At 44.1% G+C, this 15,160-nt stretch carries 14 protein-coding genes; 5 read left to right on the plus strand and 9 right to left on the minus strand.

The window, feature by feature from the left end:
- Nucleotides 1-10 precede the first annotated feature (10 nt).
- From OO774_RS20415 to OO774_RS20425, 3 genes are read left to right on the plus strand one after another with little or no spacing between them, the layout of a single operon-like run.
- On the plus strand, nt 11-889 hold the full coding sequence (locus tag OO774_RS20415; RefSeq protein WP_264906282.1) for an amidohydrolase family protein: 879 nt from the start codon (nt 11-13) through the stop codon (nt 887-889).
- 1 nt (nt 890) lies between these two features.
- Nucleotides 891-1,244 carry a protocatechuate 4,5-dioxygenase subunit alpha gene (locus OO774_RS20420; RefSeq protein WP_014233887.1) on the plus strand — a complete coding sequence of 118 codons (354 nt, stop codon included), beginning with the start codon at nt 891-893 and terminating at the stop codon, nt 1,242-1,244.
- A 2-nt stretch (nt 1,245-1,246) separates the two neighbouring features.
- Complete coding sequence (locus OO774_RS20425; protein ID WP_065300965.1) at nt 1,247-2,086, plus strand: class III extradiol dioxygenase family protein; 840 nt, start codon at nt 1,247-1,249, stop codon at nt 2,084-2,086.
- A 119-nt stretch (nt 2,087-2,205) separates the two neighbouring features.
- Here the strand turns inward: OO774_RS20425 and OO774_RS20430 are convergent, their stop codons facing one another.
- Together OO774_RS20430 and pobA are read right to left on the minus strand one after the other, a co-directional pair.
- Nucleotides 2,206-4,431: an EAL domain-containing protein gene (locus tag OO774_RS20430; protein WP_264906290.1), complete on the minus strand. Its 2,226-nt coding sequence runs from the start codon at nt 4,429-4,431 to the stop codon at nt 2,206-2,208.
- Nucleotides 4,432-4,869: 438 nt separating this feature from the next.
- Complete coding sequence (pobA, locus tag OO774_RS20435) at nt 4,870-6,090, minus strand: 4-hydroxybenzoate 3-monooxygenase (RefSeq protein WP_264906292.1); 1,221 nt, start codon at nt 6,088-6,090, stop codon at nt 4,870-4,872.
- A 135-nt stretch (nt 6,091-6,225) separates the two neighbouring features.
- Between pobA and OO774_RS20440 the strand changes: the two genes are divergently transcribed.
- Nucleotides 6,226-7,125: a helix-turn-helix domain-containing protein gene (locus OO774_RS20440; RefSeq protein WP_264906293.1), complete on the plus strand. Its 900-nt coding sequence runs from the start codon at nt 6,226-6,228 to the stop codon at nt 7,123-7,125.
- 12 nt (nt 7,126-7,137) lie between these two features.
- On the opposite strand, the gene OO774_RS20445 is transcribed toward OO774_RS20440, so the two are convergent.
- From OO774_RS20445 to OO774_RS20460, 4 genes are all read right to left on the minus strand, one after another.
- A complete protein-coding gene (locus tag OO774_RS20445) occupies nt 7,138-8,055 on the minus strand; it encodes an MBL fold metallo-hydrolase (protein ID WP_264906294.1) in 918 nt (305 codons plus the stop codon).
- Between the two features lie 72 nt (nt 8,056-8,127).
- Entirely contained in the window at nt 8,128-9,414 is a 1,287-nt protein-coding gene (locus OO774_RS20450; RefSeq protein WP_264906295.1) for a TRAP transporter large permease, read from the minus strand.
- On the minus strand, nt 9,414-10,004 hold the full coding sequence (locus tag OO774_RS20455) for a TRAP transporter small permease (protein ID WP_264906297.1): 591 nt from the start codon (nt 10,002-10,004) through the stop codon (nt 9,414-9,416). The genes OO774_RS20450 and OO774_RS20455 overlap by 1 nt, the downstream gene beginning before the upstream one ends.
- Before the next feature lie 23 nt (nt 10,005-10,027).
- Nucleotides 10,028-11,050, minus strand: a complete 1,023-nt coding sequence (locus OO774_RS20460) for a TRAP transporter substrate-binding protein (RefSeq protein ID WP_264906298.1) — start codon at nt 11,048-11,050, stop codon at nt 10,028-10,030.
- Between the two features lie 396 nt (nt 11,051-11,446).
- Between OO774_RS20460 and OO774_RS20465 the strand changes: the two genes are divergently transcribed.
- A complete protein-coding gene (locus tag OO774_RS20465) occupies nt 11,447-12,007 on the plus strand; it encodes an SOS response-associated peptidase (protein WP_264906299.1) in 561 nt (186 codons plus the stop codon).
- A gap of 57 nt (nt 12,008-12,064) precedes the next feature.
- On the opposite strand, the gene OO774_RS20470 is transcribed toward OO774_RS20465, so the two are convergent.
- The 3 genes from OO774_RS20470 to OO774_RS20480 are packed head-to-tail and all read right to left on the minus strand — an operon-like array spanning nt 12,065 to nt 14,930.
- Nucleotides 12,065-13,360, minus strand: coding sequence for a TRAP transporter large permease (locus OO774_RS20470; protein WP_264906301.1), 1,296 nt, complete (start codon nt 13,358-13,360; stop codon nt 12,065-12,067).
- 1 nt (nt 13,361) lies between these two features.
- Nucleotides 13,362-13,889, minus strand: coding sequence for a TRAP transporter small permease (locus OO774_RS20475; protein ID WP_264906302.1), 528 nt, complete (start codon nt 13,887-13,889; stop codon nt 13,362-13,364).
- A 6-nt stretch (nt 13,890-13,895) separates the two neighbouring features.
- Complete coding sequence (locus OO774_RS20480) at nt 13,896-14,930, minus strand: TRAP transporter substrate-binding protein (RefSeq protein WP_264906303.1); 1,035 nt, start codon at nt 14,928-14,930, stop codon at nt 13,896-13,898.
- Nucleotides 14,931-15,160 lie beyond the last annotated feature (230 nt).

Here is a 15,160-nt window from a genome sequence, read left to right on the forward strand (position 1 = left end):
AGGACTGACCATGGACAAGGATTATCTGCCTTTTCACCCTAATCCAAGCGAACCCGAGTTTAAGGTGCCGGAAGGTGCTGTGGATAGCCATTGCCACGTATTTGGCCCAGCAAGTAAATTCCCTTACTCGCCAAAACGTAAGTACACGCCGTGTGATGCCTCTAAAGAGCAGTTATTCGCACTAAGAGATTACCTCGGCTTCAGCCGCAACGTTATTGTTCAGGCGTCTTGCCACGGTACAGACAACGCTGCTTTGGTAGATGCGCTCAACACCGCTGGTGATTTAGCTCGCGGCATTGCCTTTGTCGATGAAACCGTCACTGACGAAGAGCTGCAACTGATGGATAAAGCCGGCGTTCGTGGTGTGCGTTTTAACTTTGTGAAACGTCTTGTTGATACCGCGCCAAAAGAAACGCTTAAGCAGATTGCCGATAAAATTCGTCCACTGGGCTGGCATGTTGTTGTCTACTTTGAAGCTCAGGATATCGATGAAGTTGCGCCATTCCTGAATGAACTTGATATGACCGTTGTCATCGACCACATGGGACGTCCTGATGTCTCGAAAGGCGTCTACAGCGAAGAGTTCGAGAAGTTCATTAACATGATGGAGAGTAACCCGCAGATCTGGACGAAAGTGACCTGTCCAGAGCGTTTGACGCTAACGCCACCAGACTACTCAGACGTGGTTCCTTTCGCTCGTGAGTTGGTTGAACGCTTCCCTGAACGTGTACTGTGGGGTACTGACTGGCCGCATCCAAACATGAAATCACACACGCCAGATGACGGTCACCTTGTTGATGTGATCCCAAAAATCGCACCATCGGAAGAACTGCAACAAGCGCTGCTTGTCACTAACCCGATGAAACTGTACTGGTCGGAGGAAGCTTAAAATGTCTTATCTTGATAACAAGTCCTCAATTGAAGGTACCGTTCTGTTTGACGGTGAAATGGCTCGTAAAGGTTACGGTCTGAACAAGATGTGCTTTTCTCTCAACACGGCTGCGGCTCGCGAAGAGTTTCAGCGTGATGAAATGGCTTACTGCGATAAGTTTGGTCTGACGGAAGAGCAGAAAGTCGCGATTCAAAATCGTGATGTGCTTGGCTTACTAAAGCTTGGCGGAAGTATTTACTATTTGGCTAAGTTTGCCGGCATGCTTGGTCTGAATATGCAAGATATTGGTGCGATTCAAACCGGAAAAACGGTTGAAGAATTTAAGCAAATGTTAGTCGACGCGGGGAAATAATCATGGCAAAAATTATAGGTGGTATCGGTACTTCACATATCCCTGCTATCGGCAAAGCGATAGAAAACAATCAACAACAGGAACCGTACTGGAAGCCGTTGTTTGATGCGTATCCTCCGATTCTTAAATGGTTAGGGGAAGAAAAGCCAGACGTTGCGATTCTGTTTTACAACGACCATGGTCTGGAATTCTTCATCGATAAGAAGCCGACCTTTGCTATTGGTGTCGCAGACCGTTATGAAAACGCCGACGAAGGTTGGGGTATTCAAACGATTCCAGATGTGAAAGGGTCTCCAGACTTAGCGTGGCACATTTCCAACCACTTGGTTGAAAATGAATTCGACATCACGATTTGTCAGGAAATGAAAGTCGACCACGGTCTGACGGTTCCTATGCAGCTTCTATGGCCGAATTACTCGTACGATAATGTTCAGGTTATTCCTGTTTGTATCAACTGTGAGCAGCATCCAATGCCTTCTCCAAAGCGTTGTTACGACCTGGGTAAACAGATTGCTGCGGCAGTTGAAAGCTTCGATCAAGACTTGAAAGTGGTTGTGCTTGGCACAGGCGGTCTTTCACACCAGCTGGACGGCGAGCGTGCAGGGTTTATTAACAAAGAGTTTGACCTGTACTGCATGGATAAACTGGTTTACGAGCCAGAGTGTCTGACCAAACTTTCTGTTCTTGATCTTATCAAAGAGGGTGGCGCTCAAGGCCCTGAACTGAACATGTGGCTTGGTATGCGCGGAACGCTACAAGGTGAGCTGAATGTGTTGCAAAGCAGCTACCACGCACCGATCTCAAATACTGGCTCCGGTACGATGTTGATCGAGTCAAAATAGTCGTTCGACGACTTGTTCATTCTCTCCTTGTTAAGCGGTCCAAACTAACGGACCGCTTTGTTTTTTCTCATATATCTTCTTTGAGTTGTATTTTAAGCTATCAACCAGCTTTGATATCGTCACTCATTTGGTTTGTAACTCAGGTATTGTGACATGTCTGCTTTACTCACGGGCTTAGCTTTTAGGAAGCCTTGAATAAAGTTACAACCGTAATTGTGTAGTGTTGCAAGCTGTATTTCAGTCTCTACACCTTCAGCAACCACATCCAATGAAATCGCATGAGACATAGAGATAATGGCTTGGCATAATTGGGCAGACTTATGTGCATTATGATCAATATTGCGAACAAAACTGCGATCCATTTTTACGATATCAACGGGATACTCACTAAGTACTGAAAGGGAAGAGTAACCCGTACCAAAATCATCAAGATAAATAATGACGCCGAGTTTTTTAATTTCCTCTAACGCTTTAACCGTACATGGTGAGTGATTGAGTAAAAACGACTCTGTGATTTCAATCCCCAATAAATGAGGCGGGAATTGATAGATGTTGAGAGTGTCTTGCAATGTTCGGATGATATGCTTTGATTCGAATTGTTTTGCTGACACGTTGATATTGATTCTAGGCGTATGGGTGAGTGAATGATTCTGCCAAAGTTGCTCTAAAGTCTGACAGACCTGCCTCACGACCCAGTCGCCAATCTGTATGATAAGGCCTGTTTCTTCTGCTACCGGGATAAACTCGGCCGGAGATATTAACCCTTTCACTGGATGGTTCCATCGAAGTAGCGCTTCAAAACCAGATACTTGTTCTTTCTTTTGGCAATAGATGGGTTGAAACGCCAAAGAAAGTTGCTCTTCCTTGACGGCTTTAATGAGGTCTTGTTCTAGCACAAAACGCTGCTTGGCCGCAGTAAACATATTTTCATTGAAAAAGATGACTTTTTCAGCGCCTGATTCTTTGGCTTTGTACATCGCCGTATCAGCTTCACGTAAAATACTTGCGAGTGACTGAGTGGATGAAGTAACAATTGACACCCCGATACTTGCACCTAAATGACAGGTTTGGCCATGGATGTAATATGGCTTTGTGAGGAGGTTGGAAAAACGTTGGCATAAGTCTCGTGTAACTTGCTTATCAACTTGATTAGGTAGGCACACCACAAATTCATCTCCACCTAAACGAAAACAAATATCCTCTTTTCGAATGCTGTTTTTGAGACGATTAGCGACTTCTTTTAGGACGAGATCACCGATCAGGTGCCCCATGGAGTCGTTGACAATTTTAAACCTATCAAGGTCGATAAAGAGAATCGAAAATCCTACACTTTGCCGTGTCTCAATTTGTCTCCGCTGGAAATTTATTTGTCCGCTGAGTGCTTTTCTATTCAACAGTCCAGTAAGTTCATCTTGCGTCGCCTGGATCTCAAGGCTGCGGGTTTTCTCTTTTACTAACTGTTCGGAGACCCTTAGCCGATGAGCATAAAAAGCAACGCCAAACGAGACTGATGCGGTAAGCAACAATATAAGTACTACTGCTGCTGAGCCGTAAATCAGCACGCTATACTTGTCCTCTATTGTTGAAACGGATATCTGCCACCGTTGACCTATAGTCGGTAAAGTCACTTCTTGGGTATGGGATATTTTTCTTTCAAAACCAGAGGTTTTCTTTAGGGCGACATTGATATGTGATTGGAAAACAATGGTATGTGTTTGTTCACTGAGGTTAAGCACCGAGATGTTTAGTTTCTTCGAGTTTATTTCACTCTTCCATGCCACACCTAAAAATTCATACAATAGTATACTTACCACCACAAAACCTTGTAGCTTGCCATCTCTTTCCATTACAGGAAGAAACATCCGCATACCTTGAATACCATCCTCATTGAATATACTGGTAGTGATGTCTTGCTGATACAGTGCCTGCTCCATTGCTGTAGCATCATTACAGTTTGTGTCTAACCTCTGTCCCAAATAGTCGCTGGCTTCAAATTGAGGTGAAACATAGTAAACAGGCAGTGTGGCTTCTTCTAACCAATTTGCACATGATGCGGTTTGTTGGATATCTGGAAATAGCTGAAAACCAAGCAAGCCATCATCTTCAGCTTGCGCTTTAAACTGATTCACGTCACTTAAAGCGGTCAGTGGTAGCCAAAATACAGAGTTAATACCTGAACCTATTTCAGTTCTATCGTTGAGAAAATTTTGGAACTGTTCTTGAGTCGGGTTGTTTCCATTTTGCATAAATTTATGAGTGGAGTAGAGCAACTCAGAAAGGGCTGCCGTTGATTGTTCAAGTGATTTGACCTTGCTGCTAAATTGAGTTGTTAGTTGAGCATGCAATCTTCTCGATTCATAGAACTCAATGGTGAGGAAACAGAAAACTGCAGTAACAAGACCTATTACCCAGATAGGGATAAGTGATTGGTGGAAAAACGAGAACTTCAATGTGGATTAACTCAAATAGTGATCTTCTTAGTTATTGATAATAACATAATTTATTTATGTAATGATAATTATTATCAATACATATTTGGCTTGAACTATTCTTGGCGCTAAAACGTGGCATGAAATGAAGGCAAATGAGTAAAGACATTTACGAGGACAGGGACCAATTTGATTTAGCTAAGATTCACTGAATCAAAGATGGGCAGAAATGAGTTTGGACAATCTGTCAGAGCTGATTCCACTTTGGGTTCGTCAAACGATTTACCGTGATTAAGCCAATTAAGGATACGTCAGCATCCTTAATTGGCAGGGGTTGTTGCATACTAAAGAGTACTATTTTGTCGGCTTAATCTCTTCATACGGTAAACCGACATACTGCTCGGCAATCATCGTTTTACCTGATTCACTATGCAGGCAGTAATCCAGTTCAGATGTCATGAGGTGACTGAATATAGCGCCATCCGTGTTGTTCACGCTGAGTTCGTCAAAGTCATGCAGCATATTGGTCATCCACCATGAGAAACGCTCACCGTGCCATACTCGTCGTAAGCAGATATCTGAATATTGCTTGATGCACTCCATGTCGTCGTTTTTGTAAACTTGAGTCATGATCTTGTACAACGTCGCCACGTCAGAGGCTGCCAGGTTAAGCCCTTTGGCACCGGTCGGCGGTACAATGTGTGCAGAGTCACCCACTAGAAACAATCGACCATATTGCATCGGTTCACACACAAATGAACGCAGTGGCGCGATACTTTTTTCGATACTAGGTCCGGTTTGTAAGTTTTTGCTCGCTTCAGCTGGTAAGCGTTTTTTCAGTTCGTCCCAAAACTTATCGTCGCTCCAATCTTCAACTTTATCCGTTGCGGGAACCTGTAAGTAATAGCGTGAACGAGTGGATGAACGTTGGCTGGCTAAAGCAAAGCCTCGTGGGTGTTTACAGTAAATCAATTCGTCATCAACAGGTGGGGTATCGCTTAGTAGGCCAAGCCAACCAAACGGGTAGACTCGCTCATATTCTTTACGGATGGTATCTGGAATCGTTGGTCGGGATACACCATGGAACCCATCACAACCAGCAATAAAATCACATTGCAATTCATAAAGGGTACCTTCGTGCTCAAATCGAACCGCAGGGTTAGAAGAGTCAGGCGCGACAATCTCGGTAACTGGCGCGTTGTAATAGCTTGGTAGGCCAGCAGCACTTCTTGCTTCCATCATATCTCGTGTGATTTCTGTCTGCCCGTAACAAGTCACGACTTTGCCGCCAGTGCGCTCTTTCAGGTTGATTCTGGTACTTTCGCCGTCGACACTAATTTGGAAGCCGTCATGAACATGCCCTTCTTTGTCCAAACGAGCGTTACATCCCGCTTCTCTGATGAGGTCTACAAAACCTTGCTCAAGGATGCCTGCACGTATTCTGGACAGAACATGATCCGCAGTTGAACGTTCTACAATGACATTGTCGATACCTTGTTTCGCAAGCAGTTGACCTAGTAATAGACCTGAAGGGCCAGAGCCAATAATTGCAACTTGTGTTTTGATAACTTCCATTTTAAGCACTCCGCTTGTAGTGATTCCTTGTGTTTCTATTTTGTTAATAAAGTGTGATTCTCTCCATTCACATACAGAGCAATTTCTTGTACTTTTAGGTCATGGTGTGATGTTTTTTTATCGGGTAGGTAGGTGATGAGTTCGATATCTGATGTGCCAAGGTTCTTCTTATATGGAGAAGAGAGTGACAGCAATAATTCCGAGTTTGTTCACGTGGAGACCATTGCTGCTCGCAGCGAAACCAGAGGGTGGCGTATTAAGCCACATCGCCATGGAAAGCTATTCCAAATCTTAGTTCTGGATAATGGAAATGCGAAAATATCCTTAGATAATAAAAAGATACATGTTAATAATGCCAGCGTGATTGCAATTCCTACTGGGGTCGTTCATGGCTTTGTTTTTTCGCCGAATACGGAGGGATATGTTGTCAGTATCGCGGAACCGATGATTCAACATTCGGCGTTATCGTATGCAGAAAGTGTATTTGAGACGGTTCTGGATAAGCCAAGAGTGCTCTCATTTTCAACCGAGGATAAGGTTCTTACTCAACTGCATGATTATTGTAATTTATTGTCATCTGAATTAAATGCTCACGATGTGGGAATGAGACAAGCCTCTGAATGGTTAGCAAAGATGATTTTATTGACTCTGTTCCGAGCAATAAAGCAACAAGACGAAGAGACCAACGTTGGTGGTTCCATAAATAGTCACTACTATCAATTCCAAAAACTACTAGAGAATAACTATCGTCGTCATTGGACTGTCGCTCAATATGCGCAAGCGCTGCAAACGTCTGTTTCGACGTTAAATCGCGTATGTCGCAAATCAAAAGGGGTAGCGGCAAAAGCGATTATTGCAGAGCGGCTATTTGTGGAAGCGAAACGAAGCCTTCTGTATACCCAATTACATGTTGACCAAATTGCCTACAATCTGGGATTTGAGGACCCGGCGTATTTCTCTCGATTCTTTAAAAATAAATCTGGGTTGAGCCCGACTTCTTTCAGACAGCTCAACCCATTTGACACGGAATATTAGTGAATGGCAGGATTAAAAAATATCCAGATCATTACCGAGTACGACTTCTCCGTCGTAGCTCGCCTGTATTTCTTCCACTACGGATTCGATAGGCGCGCTGTAATGGAGGATATGGCTAAGCACCAGCAATTTAGGTTTTGCTTCAGAGGCTATCTTTGCTAGCTCACTGGTTCTGGTGTGACTTGTGGAATGATAATTTTGCCAAAACTCAGAAAGTTTTGAGAGCCCTTGCTCACTGATCACTTCGTGCACCAGTACATCAGCCCCTTTCGCGACTTCGATCATCTTGTCTGAATAAGCAGTATCACCACTGATGACCACAGTTTTGTCTGGCGTTGTCACTTTGTAGCCAAACGCAGGGCGGATATCACCATGAGGCACGGTAAACGCTTCGATTTTGACGCCATCTTGATCGTAAACGGTGTTACTTTCAGTGTATTCCGTCACGTTCATCTGGTAGTTAGTCGGGTCTTTTAACGGCTGTTTACCACTTGTGCGTAAACCAATATCAACCGACAACATGTCATAGTAGCCAGTGACAAATTTTTCCGTACCGACAGGGCCATAAAGCGATACTTTGTCGTCACGTCGCCACCAATAGGTTGCTGCCAATTCTGAGATATCCAGAATATGGTCACTGTGAAGGTGGGTGATGAAAACGTGTTTGATGTTGGTAGGGTAGAGGGCTTTGATGCCTTTCTTTTGTGCTGCTTCAATGGCTTTTTGAACCATGCCACCGCCCGCATCAAAGATAAATGCAGTATCGTTGTACACAACGGCGGTCGATGGGCCAGAGCGGTTTGCGTCGGGAACAGGAGTCCCCGTTCCTAATAAGATGACATCGGTTTTGGCTGAAGCACTGACGGATAACAGCAAACCTAGGGCGTAAGTTATCGCAGGCACACAAATACCTGATCTAAAGATTTTCATTAGATTCTCCGGAAAGTTGGGTAGGGGATGAAGCCCTCACCACAGTCCGTGTGGCGAGGGTTTTAGGGGTCATTATAGAAGTCCCAAAGCGAGCGATGGGAAGCCGATGATCAATAGCAGTCGAGTGACATCTGACATGACGAACGGGAAAACGCCTTTATACATATCTTTAATGGAAACATCTGGTGCTAAAGACTTGATGACAAATACGTTCATCCCAACTGGCGGTGTAATTAGACCGAGTTCAACGGTAATAACGGCAACGATACCGAACCAGATTGGGTCAAAGCCTGCTGCCTGAATGAGTGGGTAAACCACTGGAACAGTAAGTAGTAGCATCGCAATACTATCCATCACACAGCCTAGTAGGATGAACAGCAACAGTACCGCAAACAGAACCATGTATGGAGAAAGTTGCAAGCTATCAACCACTTCTACCAATGTGTAAGAAATTCTTGAAACTGAAAGGAAGTAGCCAAAAATCTCGGCACCGATGATCATAAAGAAGATCATGGAAGAGATGGCGAGCGTTTCTTCTACCGCTTCAATAAATTGTTTCCACTTCATTCCTCGGAATAGGGCGATAACTAACGTACCTGCCGCGCCAATAGCTGCCGCTTCAGTTGGAGTAAACAGACCAAAGTAAATACCGAGAATGATTAAAGCGAAGATACCCGTAAATGGAACCAAGCCTTTAAGCCCTTTAACTTTCTCTGCAAAGGAAGTCTTCTCACCTGGTGTTGCAAGCTCGGGTTTTAACCATACTGTGATAGCAATGGTCGCACAGTATAGGAACAGGCCGAGTAATCCAGGAATTAGGCCAGCGATAAACATATCACCCACAGACTGCTCTGTGATCAAGGCGTAAAGCAGAAGGGCGATAGAAGGCGGGATCATGATGCCTAACGTACCACCTGCCGCCAGTGTCCCCGTAGCCAAAGACATTGCGTAGCCATTCTTTTCCATTTCTGGCAAGGCGACGCGAGACATGCTCGCCGCAGTCGCCAGAGAAGAGCCTGAGATAGCTGAGAACACACCACAAGATGTTACTGCTGCCAGTGCCATACCACCACGCCAGCGACCAAATAGCGTTCTTGCACCATGAAACAGCTCTTGAGACATTTGTGCTTTAGAGGCAAATACCCCCATGAGGATAAACATAGGAATAGGGCTAAAGCTATAGTTAGACAGGGTCTCAAATGGGCCGCTATCCAGAATCGCCATTGCAGAAGGAAAAGCAACAATAGAGCCGAACCCAACAAACCCAGTTACCGCCATAGATAACGCGATAGGAGCTCTGAATGCCATCATTACCAACATTAACGCAATACAAATTAGACCAATCGTTGAAGCATCCATTAGACTAACTCCTCTTTGTTTCGTTGTTGCACGTTACTTTTTTTGGTGCTTGACTTTGCTGGCGCATCACCGCCACTTTTAGTCGCTTGTTTATGACAGTGGAAAACCAACTCGCCTGCGATGATTAACGCTCGGACTGCAAGTAGCACCGTCGCAATAACCACTCCTACATAGATATATTGAAGCGGGATCTGTAAATCCTGTGTGGTTTCTCCGGTAAGAGATGCCGATTCAATCGCTTCATAGAAGCGCACTGACATACCTGCGCCTAGTAGTGCAAAACCGAGGTTGTAGAAAGCTTCAAGATATATCTTCAGGCGCTGATTCATTTTCTCGGTAAACAGATCAACGATGACCTGAGACTTAGCGACCGAGTGAGGCAGGGTCAGCAAAATGGCAAATAGCAAACCAAACTTGATCAGCTCGATGCCCCCAACAAAAGTCCAGTCGATGCCGCCATCAGTAAAATCAAAAATCGCTCTAGTGATGACATCAGCAAGAGTGATGAACATCATCGACACCAAAATAAAACCTGCGCCCAAGTGGGCAATATGTGCCGCACGATTGACTAGGTTGATGAGTGTTTTCATAATCTCATTCCCTTGTTCTGGCTTTAAATACAGTCTTGAGAAAGTTCCATTGCGCGCTTGTATACGTCGCGTGCGGCTAGTCCTTTCGATTCTAAATCAGACAAGTAGTTTTCGATCACTTTATCGAAAATTGGTTTCCAGGTTGTTTCGTTGTTTAACTCTTCAATGCGATTGATGGTGTGCCCAGCCGCTTGAGCTTCTTCCAACCCTTTGCTGTCCAAATCATCAAAAACTTGCGCTGCAATTTGTGACCACGCAGCTCCTGAGTTCTTGTCGATAACCGCTTTAAGTTCATCATCAAGCGAATTGTAGACGTCAGTATTCATCGTTACGATGAATGCCAGAGAGTACAGTCCACCTACTTCAGTATGGTTTTCCGCAAGTTCATTTATTCTAAAGCTCTTTACGCCTTCCCAAGGAAGAGCGACACCATCAATCACGCCGCGCTGAAGAGATTGATAAGATTGTGGCGCAGGCATACCGACAGGTAACGCACCAAGCTCTTCTAGTAAGCCGCCGATAACTGCTGTTGGACGGCGAATACGCAGACCTTCCAGATCACTAGGTTGCTCAATATTTTTGCCTTTCACGTGCAATAAGCCGGCACCGTGGGTAAATAGGAATAGCGGTTTAGAATCCTTGTATTCGTTTGCAAACGCGCCTTCTTCGTATAGCTTCTGAATAACACAAGAACCTTGAGTTGCATTTTGTACCACCCCTGGCAGCTCAACGATTTGAGTCAGAGGAAAGCGGTTAGCTGAGTAGCCTTGCACCGTTGCGGTCATATCTAAAATACGGTGTTTAACGGCATCATATTGGGCTGGTGGTTTCGCGAGAGTAGAAGACGGGTATAACTCTACGTTGATACGGCCATTGGAGTCCGCTTCAACGTTGTCAGCCCACTTTTGATAGATCTCTTTATGAATATCAGATACAGAAGGCCAAAAGTGCCCGAAGCGCAATGTAACGTCTGCGGCGAACGCAGGCGAAGCTAGCAGAAGTGATGACAATGCAGTGGCAGCAGTCTTTTTAATAATCGTATTCATACTTAAACGTCCAATTGTGAGTAGAGTGTATTTTGTAAAGCGCTTTTTTAGTCAGGCTATTATTTTTCTGTGGGCTGAATAAAATCGTCAGCTTTTACCTATCGACGGTTTTTACCTTATGTAAGATGTTAAGGTTAAGTTAACACTTGATTAGCCATCAGGTTAGTTCGAAAAAGGAAAAGGCTATTCAATTTTTGAAATTCTTTGACTTTAATTTACATTTAATACTGGCAGGTAAGAGAAGGTTTTGTTTTTTAAATGATTGATTGATATAACTTTAATGTATAACCTTCTGGTATTGACTCCTGAGTGTGAACGTCTCTAATGTATGCAAACATGATGGTTCAAAAAGTAGCTATAATGTGTATTTCATCAGTTGTTTCGTAGGAGTGTGATATGTGTGGACGGTTAAATGTTATTAACGAACCGCTTTGCGAAATTGTTTCTGAACAGCTTGGGATCAGTTTTAAAACGGATACTAATAGAGACCTTAGCCCGACACAGATTGTTTCTGTCGTTGGGCTATTGCACGGTGAACTTCAACAACTTGACTTACCCTGGGGTATAAAACCTGATTGGGCAAATAACCTTATCTTTAATGCTAAAGCCGAAACCGTCGCAGTTAAGGCAACATTTGCTCATGCATTTGAATTTAACAGAGTCATTGTTCCATGTTCGGGCTGGTATGAGTGGAAAGAAGAAAACGACAAAAAGACCAAATATCTATTCAGCCTTGGCGAGAGCAATGTTTTATATATGGCAGGTATTGCTTTGAATGATGGAAAAGATCTTGTCACATTAACAACAGAGCCAAATGAACAATGCAGCGAATTTCATCATCGTATGCCTTTGTTGATAACAAATGATGAAGTCTTGAACTGGATAAGTGGAGAGGGCAAAAGCGTATATAAGCTGCTAGATAATCAATTTAGTGAAACGTTGACGATAAAAGGTTAGCGATACTCTTTAAGACGCTTTCATCCTAAAGAATATCGCTATGATGATGTTAGTTTGTCACATGATACTTGGGAGCCATAGAGACAATGGCGGAATAAGTAGTAACAACAGTAATCTAACGATATCTGCGCACCAATAAGGAGTGACGCCTTTGAATATCGTGCTGGTTTTGATGTCTTTGACGACGCTACTGAGCACAAAAATGTTTAATCCTACCGGAGGGGTAATAAGACTGATCTCAGTGACAACCACGACCACAATACCAAACCAGACCAGATCAAAGCCTAAGCTTGCAACCAATGGGTAGAACACTGGAACTGTCAGCAGAAGCATCGACAGACTTTCGAACACCGTGCCGAGTAGGATGTAAATCCCCATGATAGCCAGAATGACATAGATTGGTTCTGCGCCGAAAGACGACATCCAGGTGACGAGCTCATGTGGCAAACCAGTACGGTTTACAAAGTTGGAATAAATTAGCGCACCGATAATGACCCCAAACAGCATGGTTGAAGTTCTCGCGGTATCAATCAGGATCTCTTTAAGCACTATGAGGGTGAGAGAGCGGCGGTAGAGTGCAATAGCAAAGGCACCACCGGCACCAATACCAGCCGCTTCTGTAGGGGTAAAAGCGCCCAGATATATTCCACCCATCACCAGTGCGAATAATCCAAGAATACCCGAGACAGACTTCAGCGCGGCTTTTTTATCTTCCTTAGACATCTTTTCACCTTTAGGGCCTGCATTTGGGTTGCGCCATACAACGTATTTTGTTGCTAAAAGGTACATGAAGATACCAAGCATGCCCGGGATAAATCCTGCTGCGAATAGGTCACGAATGCTCTGTTCGGTGAGTACGCCATAGATGATCAGAATGACACTTGGCGGGATCAAGATCCCTAGCGTTCCACCAGCCGCAATGGAAGCTGCAGCTAAGCCATCTGAATATCCATACTTTCTCATCGAAGGCATGGCAACCTTAGCCATGGTTGCCGATGTCGCCAAGCTAGAGCCAGAAATGGCAGAGAAGCCACCACACGCTGCTACGGTCGCCATTGCTAATCCCCCTCGATAGTGACCCAAAAACGCATAACAAGCTCGGTACAGTTCTTGAGACATTCCCGCTCGAGTGATTAAGTTCCCCATCAGAATGAACATAGGAATGACCGACAAACCGTAATCCTGCGCTGTGTCGATCAGTCGCTTAGCACTGATAGTTAGTGCGCCATTAAAATTCCAGTCCCCCAAAGCTGCATAACCTATAAATCCCACCACACCCATTGCAAACGCGATCGGCATTCTTAACAGTATTAGTATCATCAGTACTGCGAAACCAATTAAGGCAATAGTCATATCAATCCCTCTGATTTAAATACTCTTTGTTAAAGATTCGCGTAACCACTAAAACAAGCGAAGTGATTGCGGTTAGCCAGCATGAAATAGCCAGAAAATAGACAAAATAATAGGTTGGGATTTCGAGATATTCGGTCATCTCGCCGTACATCAGTGCTCGGTCACCCAGTTCCCAGACTTTGAATCCCATAACTGAGAGACAAAGAGAAACCACGGCATCAAACCCCATATCGCGTATGTTTTTTACCTTTCTGGGAATGATGCTATCGGCCAGGTCAACGCTTATGTGCTCTTTACGCCATGTCACCAACGGCATCGTAGAGAAAATGAGCGCACCTAAAAGTAACTCTGTGAGTTCTACACTTCCGGTTACTGGCTTTTCAAACAGGTAGCGTCCTACTACATCGATACAGGTAAGCAGCATCATTGAGAGTAATATCAGACACGCACACAGCTTCAGAAACTTATCCAAAAGTTGGGCAGTAGACTCCCAACTTTTGGTAAACCAAATTAATGAGTTGTTCATCATTGATTCCTAAAGCTCGATTGGCTCGTAGTCATTAACGATTTTTCTGAACTCGGTTAATGCTGCTGGGGCGTCGACTTTACGTGACTTAACCGATTTCACCCATTTATCGTCTAGACCTTGAGTCAGTTGCTCATAGTATTGAACATCTTCATCAGACAAGTTCTCTACTTTGCTGCCTGACGAGATAATATCAGCTTCACCAATTTCGTCGGCTTTAGACCAGTAACGGCCGGCAAGTGCGGATAACTTTTCGCCAGATACGCTTCTGATTGCCTGACGATCTTCTTCAGAGAGTTTTTCCATAAATTGAGGACTGATGAAAATGCCAAATGAACCGAGATATAAACCAGTTGGTAGCTTGTAGCTGTATGGTGCGACATCTTTAAAGCGAGCGGCTTTCATCATGTCCATTTGCATGAACAGACCATCTGCTACACCTTGCGATAGCATCTCATACGCTTTTGTCGCAGGTGCGCTTACTCCCGAGACTCCCAGAAGGTTACCTACTTCAGTGGAAATACCACCACCTACACGCATTTTTTTGCCTTTCAGATCTTTAAGAGATTCGATAGGCTCACGCATATGGACTTGTCCTGGTCCATGAACAAATACCCCGGCCAGTTCAACTCCGTTGTATTCAAATGAGTTTTTAAAGTATTTCTCGTTAACGCGCCAGTGAGCGACAGAAGCGGCTTCACCACCGGCCTTGTTGCCCGGAAGCTCAGCAATTTGAGTTAAACGAAAACGCCCTGGGAGGTAACCATGAAATGTCCAAGCGGCATCAACCGCGCCATCTTCGACTAATTCAACAAGACTTTTGGGGTGAGCCAAGTCGTATTCCAGTTTAATCGTGACACGTCCATCAGTGGCTTCTTCTATCCATTTCCCCCAAGTTGGCAGTACATCAGCATTCATTGTCTGCATTGGACTGAGCCATGTTGCGATTTTTAGTTCGTGCGTTTGTGCTTGAGCACTGTGACTCACCAATAGAGTGGAAGCGAGCAATCCTGCCAGGCCTTTAGCTACGGTTGATTTAAACATACTGATTCCTTTGTAAGTCCCATTTAAATAAATTAATTTCCCAATCACGTGACACATAATTAGGTCAAATGATAATTTAAACGTATCATTTAAAATTGTGGTTGTGTATCATGGTTGTTAATGAATTGTGATTTTGTGAGTCAGAACTTGTTTTAAAGATGAACAACACAGCCATTTTCATAAGTGATGTGCTAACGCCGAATTCAGCATGTCATTTGGTGGAAAACTCT

It is taken from the genome of Vibrio sp. STUT-A11 (genome assembly GCF_026000435.1).
Taxonomy (GTDB): domain Bacteria; phylum Pseudomonadota; class Gammaproteobacteria; order Enterobacterales; family Vibrionaceae; genus Vibrio.

What these genes read in the sequence shown, in the direction of transcription:
- OO774_RS20415 (WP_264906282.1), top strand. Translation starts at nt 11, where the DNA reads ATGGACAAGGATTATCTGCCTTTTCACCCTAATCCAAGCGAACCCGAG.
- OO774_RS20420 (WP_014233887.1), top strand. Translation starts at nt 891, where the DNA reads ATGTCTTATCTTGATAACAAGTCCTCAATTGAAGGTACCGTTCTGTTT.
- OO774_RS20425 (WP_065300965.1), top strand. Translation starts at nt 1,247, where the DNA reads ATGGCAAAAATTATAGGTGGTATCGGTACTTCACATATCCCTGCTATC.
- pobA (WP_264906292.1), bottom strand. Translation starts at nt 6,090, where the DNA reads ATGGAAGTTATCAAAACACAAGTTGCAATTATTGGCTCTGGCCCTTCA.
- OO774_RS20440 (WP_264906293.1), top strand. Translation starts at nt 6,226, where the DNA reads ATGAGTTCGATATCTGATGTGCCAAGGTTCTTCTTATATGGAGAAGAG.
- OO774_RS20445 (WP_264906294.1), bottom strand. Translation starts at nt 8,055, where the DNA reads ATGAAAATCTTTAGATCAGGTATTTGTGTGCCTGCGATAACTTACGCC.
- OO774_RS20450 (WP_264906295.1), bottom strand. Translation starts at nt 9,414, where the DNA reads ATGGATGCTTCAACGATTGGTCTAATTTGTATTGCGTTAATGTTGGTA.
- OO774_RS20455 (WP_264906297.1), bottom strand. Translation starts at nt 10,004, where the DNA reads ATGAAAACACTCATCAACCTAGTCAATCGTGCGGCACATATTGCCCAC.
- OO774_RS20460 (WP_264906298.1), bottom strand. Translation starts at nt 11,050, where the DNA reads ATGAATACGATTATTAAAAAGACTGCTGCCACTGCATTGTCATCACTT.
- OO774_RS20465 (WP_264906299.1), top strand. Translation starts at nt 11,447, where the DNA reads ATGTGTGGACGGTTAAATGTTATTAACGAACCGCTTTGCGAAATTGTT.
- OO774_RS20470 (WP_264906301.1), bottom strand. Translation starts at nt 13,360, where the DNA reads ATGACTATTGCCTTAATTGGTTTCGCAGTACTGATGATACTAATACTG.
- OO774_RS20475 (WP_264906302.1), bottom strand. Translation starts at nt 13,889, where the DNA reads ATGATGAACAACTCATTAATTTGGTTTACCAAAAGTTGGGAGTCTACT.
- OO774_RS20480 (WP_264906303.1), bottom strand. Translation starts at nt 14,930, where the DNA reads ATGTTTAAATCAACCGTAGCTAAAGGCCTGGCAGGATTGCTCGCTTCC.